This window comes from Arcicella gelida, from assembly GCF_034931025.1.
In the GTDB taxonomy this organism is placed as follows: Bacteria; Bacteroidota; Bacteroidia; order Cytophagales; family Spirosomataceae; genus Arcicella; species Arcicella gelida.
The window spans coordinates 1-8642 of record NZ_JAYGIL010000061.1; the positions used below are offsets into that span (position 1 = coordinate 1).

7 protein-coding genes are annotated in these 8642 nt (G+C 34.4%); 3 read left to right on the forward strand and 4 right to left on the reverse strand.

Annotated features, from left to right (window positions below; all coding sequences use genetic code 11):
* Positions 1-113: 113 nt before the first annotated feature.
* Positions 114-989: a hypothetical protein gene (locus VB776_RS24260; protein ID WP_323699434.1), complete on the reverse strand. Its 876-nt coding sequence runs from the start codon at positions 987-989 to the stop codon at positions 114-116.
* A gap of 136 nt (positions 990-1125) precedes the next feature.
* Between VB776_RS24260 and VB776_RS24265 the strand changes: the two genes are divergently transcribed.
* Positions 1126-1632, forward strand: coding sequence for a hypothetical protein (locus VB776_RS24265; protein ID WP_323699435.1), 507 nt, complete (start codon positions 1126-1128; stop codon positions 1630-1632).
* A 76-nt stretch (positions 1633-1708) separates the two neighbouring features.
* Here the strand turns inward: VB776_RS24265 and VB776_RS24270 are convergent, their stop codons facing one another.
* Both VB776_RS24270 and VB776_RS24275 read right to left on the reverse strand, forming a co-directional pair.
* Positions 1709-2596 carry a glycerophosphodiester phosphodiesterase family protein gene (locus VB776_RS24270; protein ID WP_323699436.1) on the reverse strand — a complete coding sequence of 296 codons (888 nt, stop codon included), beginning with the start codon at positions 2594-2596 and terminating at the stop codon, positions 1709-1711.
* A gap of 110 nt (positions 2597-2706) precedes the next feature.
* The gene (locus VB776_RS24275; protein WP_323699437.1) at positions 2707-2880 is read right to left on the reverse strand and encodes a hypothetical protein; all 174 of its coding nucleotides are present in this window, start codon (positions 2878-2880) and stop codon (positions 2707-2709) included.
* A 264-nt stretch (positions 2881-3144) separates the two neighbouring features.
* On the opposite strand from VB776_RS24275, the gene VB776_RS24280 reads away from it, so the two are divergent.
* The gene (locus VB776_RS24280; RefSeq protein WP_323699438.1) at positions 3145-3840 is read left to right on the forward strand and encodes an XRE family transcriptional regulator; all 696 of its coding nucleotides are present in this window, start codon (positions 3145-3147) and stop codon (positions 3838-3840) included.
* Positions 3841-3907: 67 nt separating this feature from the next.
* Here VB776_RS24280 and VB776_RS24285 read toward each other — a convergent pair whose 3' ends face one another.
* The gene (locus VB776_RS24285) at positions 3908-6337 is read right to left on the reverse strand and encodes an alpha-L-rhamnosidase-related protein (RefSeq protein WP_323699439.1); all 2430 of its coding nucleotides are present in this window, start codon (positions 6335-6337) and stop codon (positions 3908-3910) included.
* Positions 6338-6552: 215 nt separating this feature from the next.
* On the opposite strand from VB776_RS24285, the gene VB776_RS24290 reads away from it, so the two are divergent.
* Entirely contained in the window at positions 6553-8442 is a 1890-nt protein-coding gene (locus tag VB776_RS24290; RefSeq protein WP_323699440.1) for a beta-N-acetylhexosaminidase, read from the forward strand.
* Positions 8443-8642 lie beyond the last annotated feature (200 nt).

Below are 8642 nucleotides of genomic sequence, written 5' to 3' on the forward strand. Positions count from 1 at the left end.
CAGTATTTCCTCTTTAAAATCAGGCTCGTAATGTGCGTGTGATTTCTTGGGTTTCTTTAATTCCATTTTCCGCATTTTTTATGCAAAAAAGTGTGCCGTTTTTTTGAACCACCTCATAGGACTATGCCTTCTAGATCTTGATAATTTTCAAAATCCTTTTTCAATGAAAGTCTTAACACCATATCTCCAATCATCCCGATAATATTTCTATAACCCGCAGCTAATTGAATAAAAGTCAAACCATTTGTATAAATGTTATTTTCTTTGTCTTTTTCAAAGTATTTAATTTTGGAAATCTGTTTTGCTTTGTCATAGTCAACTTCAATTCTTTCTAATCTTGGTAGTAATGTTTGAAATAAACTTTCGATTTTATCAAATCGATACTTGTCAAATCTAAACCAATCTCTCAAACGTTCTTCTATATTTATAAGTCTAATATCGGAAGAAAAGATTGATGATATGTCTCCATAGAGCCCATATTGCTCAACTTCAGTTCCATCAGCAATTCTTAACCTTGTAGAGCCATATGCAATAATATTATTCAAGGGATAACTCATATAGCCTTCTCTGTAGGAATCTTTATTTGTAGTTTCATAAGGTTCTTTATCGTTGGTAAGATTTGAGTTATCATTGTTCGTAGTTTGATGTATTATTTCTAACGATATTTTTTCAGGAGTGTCAGACTCTTGCAACCAAGACTCAGGGAGAATAGTATTACTTGGAAAACTTAAAGTTTTATGCTCATTAAATGTTTGAAATATAAAAGCTTTGTTGTGTCTGTAAGATAATGATAAAATGGAATTTTTACCCGCAATTATTTTTTTTCCAGCTAAAGATTCCGCTAAAGTTTGTAACAAAGAAGTCTTCCCAAATCCATTTTCTCCAGTCAAAAAAATCCATTGTGTATTATCTGGAATATTATCAATTTGTGTATCAATAATTCCTCTGTAATTTTTAATATGAAATGATTTTAATGCGATTGGTAGCATGGTTATAGATTTTTGTTTTACCGAAATTACAAATTTAAAAGCAAGTCTAAAACAAATTTCTTGCACGATAGGTTATCCTCGCATTAGAAAATGTTTATCTTAGAATAGATTTTAACAAAATTAAAAACATATCAACATGGCACACGCAAATGCAGCATTAATCAATGCTCTTCGTAGAACGGCTGAGAAGTTGGCGAAGGGTGCAGCTTATCAATGGGGACACATGGGCAGTTGTAATTGTGGCAATTTAGCCCAAGAATTAACACAATTGACCAAAGCAGAAATTCATCAGTTTGCTATGCAAGGGCGTGGCGATTGGCGTGAACAAGTAGAGGAATTTTGCCCGACAAGTGGTTTGCCTATGGATTTACTCATCGCTGATTTATTGAATTATGGTTTAACTACGACTGATTTACAAAACTTAGAACGTCTTTCTGATAAAAAAGTATTGGCTAGAATTCCTGCTGAAAAGCGTTATGAATTACACCACAACGTTCGTAACGATGTTGTTCTTTATATGAATGAATGGGCTAGATTGCTAGAAGATGAGCTATTACCACATGTAAAAATAGATTTATCGTTTATGAATGAAGAACCTAAAGAGGTTTTATTCAAACAAGAAGAAACATTTCAATTCGCTTAGGTACTAAATTACTTATAACAAAGATAGCTCGGCATTCACCGAGCTATTTTTGTTATAAGTATGTTCAGAAGTTAAATTATAAATCTTTTGCACGGTTAGGATAATCGGTGATTAAACCGTCAACTCCAGTCGCTTTTATTTTTTGCATGTCTTCTAAAGTGTTGACCGTCCAAGGCACCACTTTTACTTTTTTATCATGGCAAAATTGTACTTGTTCTTTCGTAAGTGTTTTATAATATGGACTGTAAAAATTGGGTAAAAAGCCTAATTCTTCAAATGCTTTTTCTGGATTTGTCTTTTCGTCTAAGGCAGAAAGGGCAATGTTTTTATATTGTTTGGTTTCAATCTGTTTGTGCCAAAATTTTAACACATTAAAATCAAAACTTTGTAAAATGACTCTGTTGGCGGGTAAGTATTTAATGATTTCTCGATAAACCAAATCAGAAAACTCTTCAACCGTTTCAGGCTGAGAAATTCCATACTCTTTTTCCTCTGATTTAATTTCAATATTATATTGAACGGCTTTCAAGCCTTTTTCTTTGATATATGCTTCGCAAGCTTTAATGGTTTCCGATAATAGAGGCTTGTGCGTTGTTACTTTTTCTTGTTCTGGAAATAAAATATTTCCACGTTTTCCAGTATCAAATTGCTTGATTTGGCGGTAAGTCATTTGATACAAATTCAAGCTTACTTCTTCGTCTTTACTAACCTCTGTACCGTTGGGTTTGGTAGCGTACAAAGCATTCATATAAGGCTCGTGCGAAACCACCACCTTTTTATCTTTAGAAATACAAACGTCCATTTCTAAAGTGGTAACACCCAAATCCAAAGCTTTTTTGAAAGCAGGAATTGTATTTTCAGGCATTAAGCCTCTTGCACCACGATGTCCTTCAAGGTCGAAATCTTGAGCAAACATTTGTGTATAAGCAAGTACACAACATATCATTAAAGCGTATTTTTTCATCAGTCTGTTAAAGAGTAAATTGTTGATGTTTAAGAAAACAAAAGTAATTTACTTTAAATCCTGATTATTCAAATACAAGTTATGATTGTATTAAAACACAATTAGTGAAATTAGTTACGAGCAAACGAGTGATATTTGATTGTTACTCTATAACCCTTTTTATCAGGTAATACTTCTGATTTATCTTGTACAACTTGATGATTGCCTGCATCAATAAAATTGGCTGCTCTTTCTATCGCTTTGATTAAATCGTAAGAAGTGAAAAGTTTAGTTTTAGTTTTCATGACCTTGGAATCTTTTCTTTTGTAAGAAGTTTATGGATTGATTAAAATAATTACTGTTAAAATCTTTTATTATTCTACGAAATCTAAATATCCCTTCAATTCCTTTTTCGCTAAGATTTCTTCTGAAAACATATCAAATAAACATTTTACGATTAAAAAAAGTATTCGTTTTGAATATTTGACTAATTTTTATATTTTTACAAAACATATTCGTTTTGATTTGATGAATAAATTTACTCAAAATAAAAATTAAAAACCAAATTTATGGATACTTTTTTTAGTCAAAATCTACAATTTTTACGCAAAAGCCTTGAAGGTAAGGTTTCACAGGAGAAAATGGCTGATGAATTAATGATAAAAAAGTCAACTTTGGGTTCTTATGAAAGCGGAAGAGCTGAACCTCGCTACACTGATTTAGTGAAATTGTCGGAGTATTTTAATGTAAACATTGACGAACTATTAAAGACAGACCTTTCAGTAAAAAGACCTGAACCCAAACAAGAAGAACGCCTAAGAATTTTGACCACTACAGTTAGCGTTGATAATGAAGATAATATAGAATATGTGCCTATCAAAGCTGTGGCTGGTTATGTAAATGGTTATGGCGATTTGGAATACATCAGTAATTTGCCAGTTTTTAATGTACCTTTTCTAGCGAAAGATAAAAAGTACAGAGTTTTCCCGATTCAGGGAGATTCTATGTTGCCTTTAAGAGAAGGTTCGTTGGTTTTCGCAGAATATGTAGAAAATTGGAAAGCCGTGAAAGATGGAACTGTTTGTGTAGTAGTTACCAGAAGTGAAGGGATTGTTCTTAAAAAAGTATTTAATTATTTAGCTGAAATGAATGTGTTGGTGCTGAAATCAACCAATGAGCATTATGCACCATATCCAGTTTTGGGAGATGATATTCAAGAACTTTGGAAATTTGTAGGTTATTATTCTTCAAAATATCCTTTATAAAATAATTTTTTTATTGTGTATAAAAATGGCTTTGTCCTTGATTTCTCAAAGACAAAGCGATTTTTAATTACTCTGTTGCATTTAGTGTAATAATTTTGTGGCTACTTTCAACATAATCAAAATTGGTATCATTGGTAGTTTTTACTTTTTCTTCATTGATAATAAACTGCTGATATTTTCCTTTCGGGAAAGCAATTACAATTTTCCAATCAGTATTTTTCTGTTCGATTTTTAAGCTTAAAGTTTTTCCCACTTTTTCGTAATGAATAGAAATTTCATTATCGCCAACACTAACGTTTTCTAAACTTGCTTTATCCCAAGTACTGGGCATTTGTGGCTGAATAATAACAGTTTTTTCAGCCGCATTTGGTTTAACTCCGAAAAATTGTTGCACAATCGGAATACCATAACTGTACAAATTCCAAGCTTGAGCTACCATGCCATAATCGGGCGATACTTCATAGATTGAACCTGGCAAAGCAAAACTGAAAGATTTTGTCATTCTGTTCAAATAGCCCAAAGCTGCATCTGGACGACCATAATTATTTTCTGAAATCGCCAAAACTCCCGTCGGCAAGGTCATTACTGCACCTGTATAAGTAAAGATTTTACGATTGAGTGAAGTTGGCATTTCGTCTTTTCCAGCCGTTTCGTCACGGTCGATTCCAGTTACAAAAACACCGAATGGGCTAACGAATTTACTGGCTGTATTCAAGGCGGTAATGGCTTTATCTGTATCTGCAATACCCATTTCCATCGGCGTATTTACAACCCAATTATGATGTAAAACAAAACCTTGTGAAGTACCAGAGGGCAAAGCTTCAATTTTATTTTTGGTTGCCTTTAGTTCTTCTACTGCCCAAGGTTTTTGTAAAGTATCGGCTCTGATGATGGCGTCATCCACCAAATGCAAGGCTTGTTCTTTTGTACCAATAAAGTCAGCAAAGGAGTTGGCATCTGCCACCCAAAAATCTTTATTAATTTTCTGACGAATCAACAAGGCTTTTTCGGCGTACTCTTTTGCCAAAGTATTTTCGCCCATTACTTTTGCCATTTCAGCGGCATCGGCAAAAGCTTTTTGAGTATAAACTGCCACATCAATCATTTCAGAATTCATCCCGTGAATTTCCATCATTCCAAAACCATCAGGAAATAAATTTCCATTTGCATCATTTTTGGTCATTAACCAATTCAAACCTTTTTTTATCGTTGGAAAGTATTTGGCTAAAAATTCTTTTTCGCCTGTCCATTGATATACTTTATAAATCAGCGAAGCAAATTGTGGCGTTTCATTCACGTTACCATCATTAAAAACAGCTCCATTAGTAGAAACTTCATGTAGAATTTTCCCATTTCCACTCGTTTTTTCTGAGAGTTTATGAATCAAATCTATGGCACTATATACTTCATTTCTTCTACCTGTGGCAATTAAACCCTGTAAAGCGTACTCGCCATCTACCCCAAACCACCACGGATAATCGGGCAAACCTGCCGAAAGTCCACGACCAATTTCTGGTACATCACGAATCAACCAATCGGTATCGTACTTCACCCAACGAAAAGCCTGTTCAAGTTTTTTATCGGGAATTGTCAAACGAGTTTTTTGTTCGATACTTTTATAACGTGCTTGTTTTTCTGCCAATAATTTATGGGCATTGGCTTGCACAAAACGATAAGTATCTTTCATTTTTTGAGATGACTGATACGAACCTGCAATGGTAATAGGTAAGGTTTTGGAACTATTGGCAGGAACAGTAACCGTAAATTTCAGTGCTGCCCGACAGCCTTGACCTTGTGGAGTATAATCGCAAAGGGCTTTTTCGGATAAATTTACTTTTTCAGCATTTGCCCCACCAAACATCACAAACCAGTCGTTAAGGGCATCTTTCGCAACCCAAGTTTTGGTAGTTTCGTCCCAAGTGGCTTCGTCTTTTCCGTCAATCATGTTGGTTCGCTCGCCTAACCATGTCGGACGCAAATCGCTATAACCTTCAAAAGTAAAGGTGAATGTTTTACTTATCGCTTCGGTATTATGAAAAGTGTATTCAATGACAGCAGCTTCTTGTCCATCTGGAACAAATTGAAAGCGTTCGACCGACAAACCTTTGATTGGCGACTGATAAGTAAGTTTGTTCGCAAAAGGGAAATTCACAAATTCATCGGCTTGCGATAAACAAACCGATTGTCCATTTTCGGAAATCGTACCAGTAAATCCATCCATTAATTTTATCGGGTGATTCCAAATGCCGCCCATTTCACCAGTAACATGCCAGCCCAAATCAGGAAATTGTCCGTTTTGATGCCCAATTACATAAAGTCTATCACCAGCAGTAACGTAAGGAGAATTCAAATACTCTTTTCGTCCTTTGATACTTTCAACGTTTGAAATGGATTTTTCTAAACTTAGATTGGAAACATTTTTTTGAGTACAGTCGCTCAAGAAAATTCCTAAAAAGGCATAACCAAGCGTCTGTAATGGTTTTTTAAAAGATTTCATAGATTTTTTATTTATAAAAATGGATTTTGAAATCTATTATTTATCCTTGAATGACAGATAATTCAGGGTATTTTTTAGGATAAATAATAGAAGATTTGTGAACAAAATAAGGAAAAAAAGATGACGATAATACCATCACTTATAATGATTCATTTTAAAATGGTATTATTGTGTTTCACAAAACCTTTGTCCAATCAAAAAAACTAAAATATCAAATGAAAAAAACATTGTTTCTTGTATTACTCTTGGCGAGTTTTTTTGCTAAATCTCAAAAGAGTACTTTAAATATTATTCCTCAACCCGTTGAGATTGAACAATTTGCTGGTTTGTTTACGCTCAATAAAGCTACAATTATTTCTTACAATAAAGTAGAAGGACGTTCAGCCGCTGAAATGTTGATACAAAAAATCAGTACTCCAACGGGTTTTTCTTTAAAAGTACAAGAAGGGAAAAACGGAGGAATTCAATTAAATATCAATGATGTTCCTAACGAAAAAATTGGAAAAGAAGGCTATACTTTTGAATCGAATACAAAAGGAGTTGTGATTTCTGCGAATACTTCGGCAGGTTTATTTTATGGAATTCAAACGTTGATTCAACTTTTACCAAAAGAAATTGAAGGTAAAGAATTGGCTAAAACCGCTTGGACGATTCCTTCGGTGAAAGTAACGGATTATCCAAGATTCGCTTGGCGTGGTGTAATGTTTGATGTGAGTCGTAATTTCTTTTCAAAAGAAGATGTGAAAAAGTATATTGACCAATTGGCTCGCATGAAATTCAATACTTTTCACTGGCATTTGACGGATGATGAAGGTTGGAGAATAGAAATTAAATCTTTACCAAAGTTGACTAAAGTAGGAGCTTACAGAGTAGCAAGATACGGACATTTCGGCGACCGTGCCATTCCGAAAGAAGGTGAAGTAGCAACCGAAGGCGGTTTTTATACACATGAAGATATTAAAGAAGTAGTACGTTATGCCCAAGAACGTAATGTAACGATTGTGCCAGAAATTGATGTGCCGGGACATAGCATGGCGGCAATTGCGGCTTATCCAGAGTTGAGTTGCAATAAAAATCCAAAAACTTTTGTCAATCCGGGAGCTTCCATTGCTGATTGGTATGGAAACGGTACTTTCAAGGTTTTGTATGAAAATACCTTGAACCCTTCGGACGAAAAAGTCTATGAATTTTTAGATAAAGTATTTACAGAAGTAGCAGAACTTTTCCCTAATAAATATATCCACGTGGGAGGCGATGAGTGTTACAAAGGTTTTTGGGCAGCTGATGAAGGTTGTCAGGCTTTGATGAAAAAACTAAATATTCGTCACGTAGAGGATTTGCAAGGCTATTTTATGAATCGTTTAGAGAAAATTTTGAAAGCTAAAGGCAAGAAATTATTGGGTTGGGATGAAATTTTGGAAGGCGGGATTTCGCCAGAAGCTACTGTAATGAGTTGGAGAGGAATAAAAGGTGGAATTGAAGCTGCAAAAATGGGTCATGATGTTGTAATGACACCAACAACTTTTGCGTATTTAGATTATAATCAAGGCGAAAATACTGTTGATCCGCCAATTTATGCTGGTTTAAGAGTAAGTAAAAGTTATAGTTTTGAACCAGTACCAGATGGAGTAGATGCAAAGTATATTTTAGGCGGACAAGGTAATCTTTGGACAGAGCAAATTCCAAATTTACGTTATGCAGAGTATATGACCTATCCAAGAGCATGGGCTTTGGCAGACGTTTACTGGTCGCCGAAAGTATCAAAAAATTGGGAGAATTTCTCAAAACGAATGGAAGCGCATTTTGATAGAGCAGACCTTGCCCAAGTAAATTACTCTCGTGCAGTATATGATGCAATCGTAAAAACGACTTTGAAGAACAATAAATTGAGCTTGGAATTGGGTTCAGAATTATCTGATTTGGATATTTATTTCACCATCGACGATACGATGCCAGACAGCTTTTCACCAAAATATAGCAAAATTATTGAGCTTCCAGAAGGGCCTATCACGCTAAGAGTAATCACTTATCGTAATGGAAAACCACTTGGTCACCTGATTACTTTGAAAAGAGCGGAATTAGAAAAAAGAGCTACTAAGCAATAATTTTTCATTTTTTTTAAAAGGTTAAAATTAAATTTACTCTACCCGAAGGTTTTTGTAAATATTTGATTATGAGACACTTGGATATTTGTCCATTTGGTGAATATATTAATACATTCAGTCCAGAGTTGCATAAAGGTTTTGGTAGGATTCTTTAATCCCCTCCTTATCACGTTCAAACCTTTTCTAAAAAAGCTATTGGC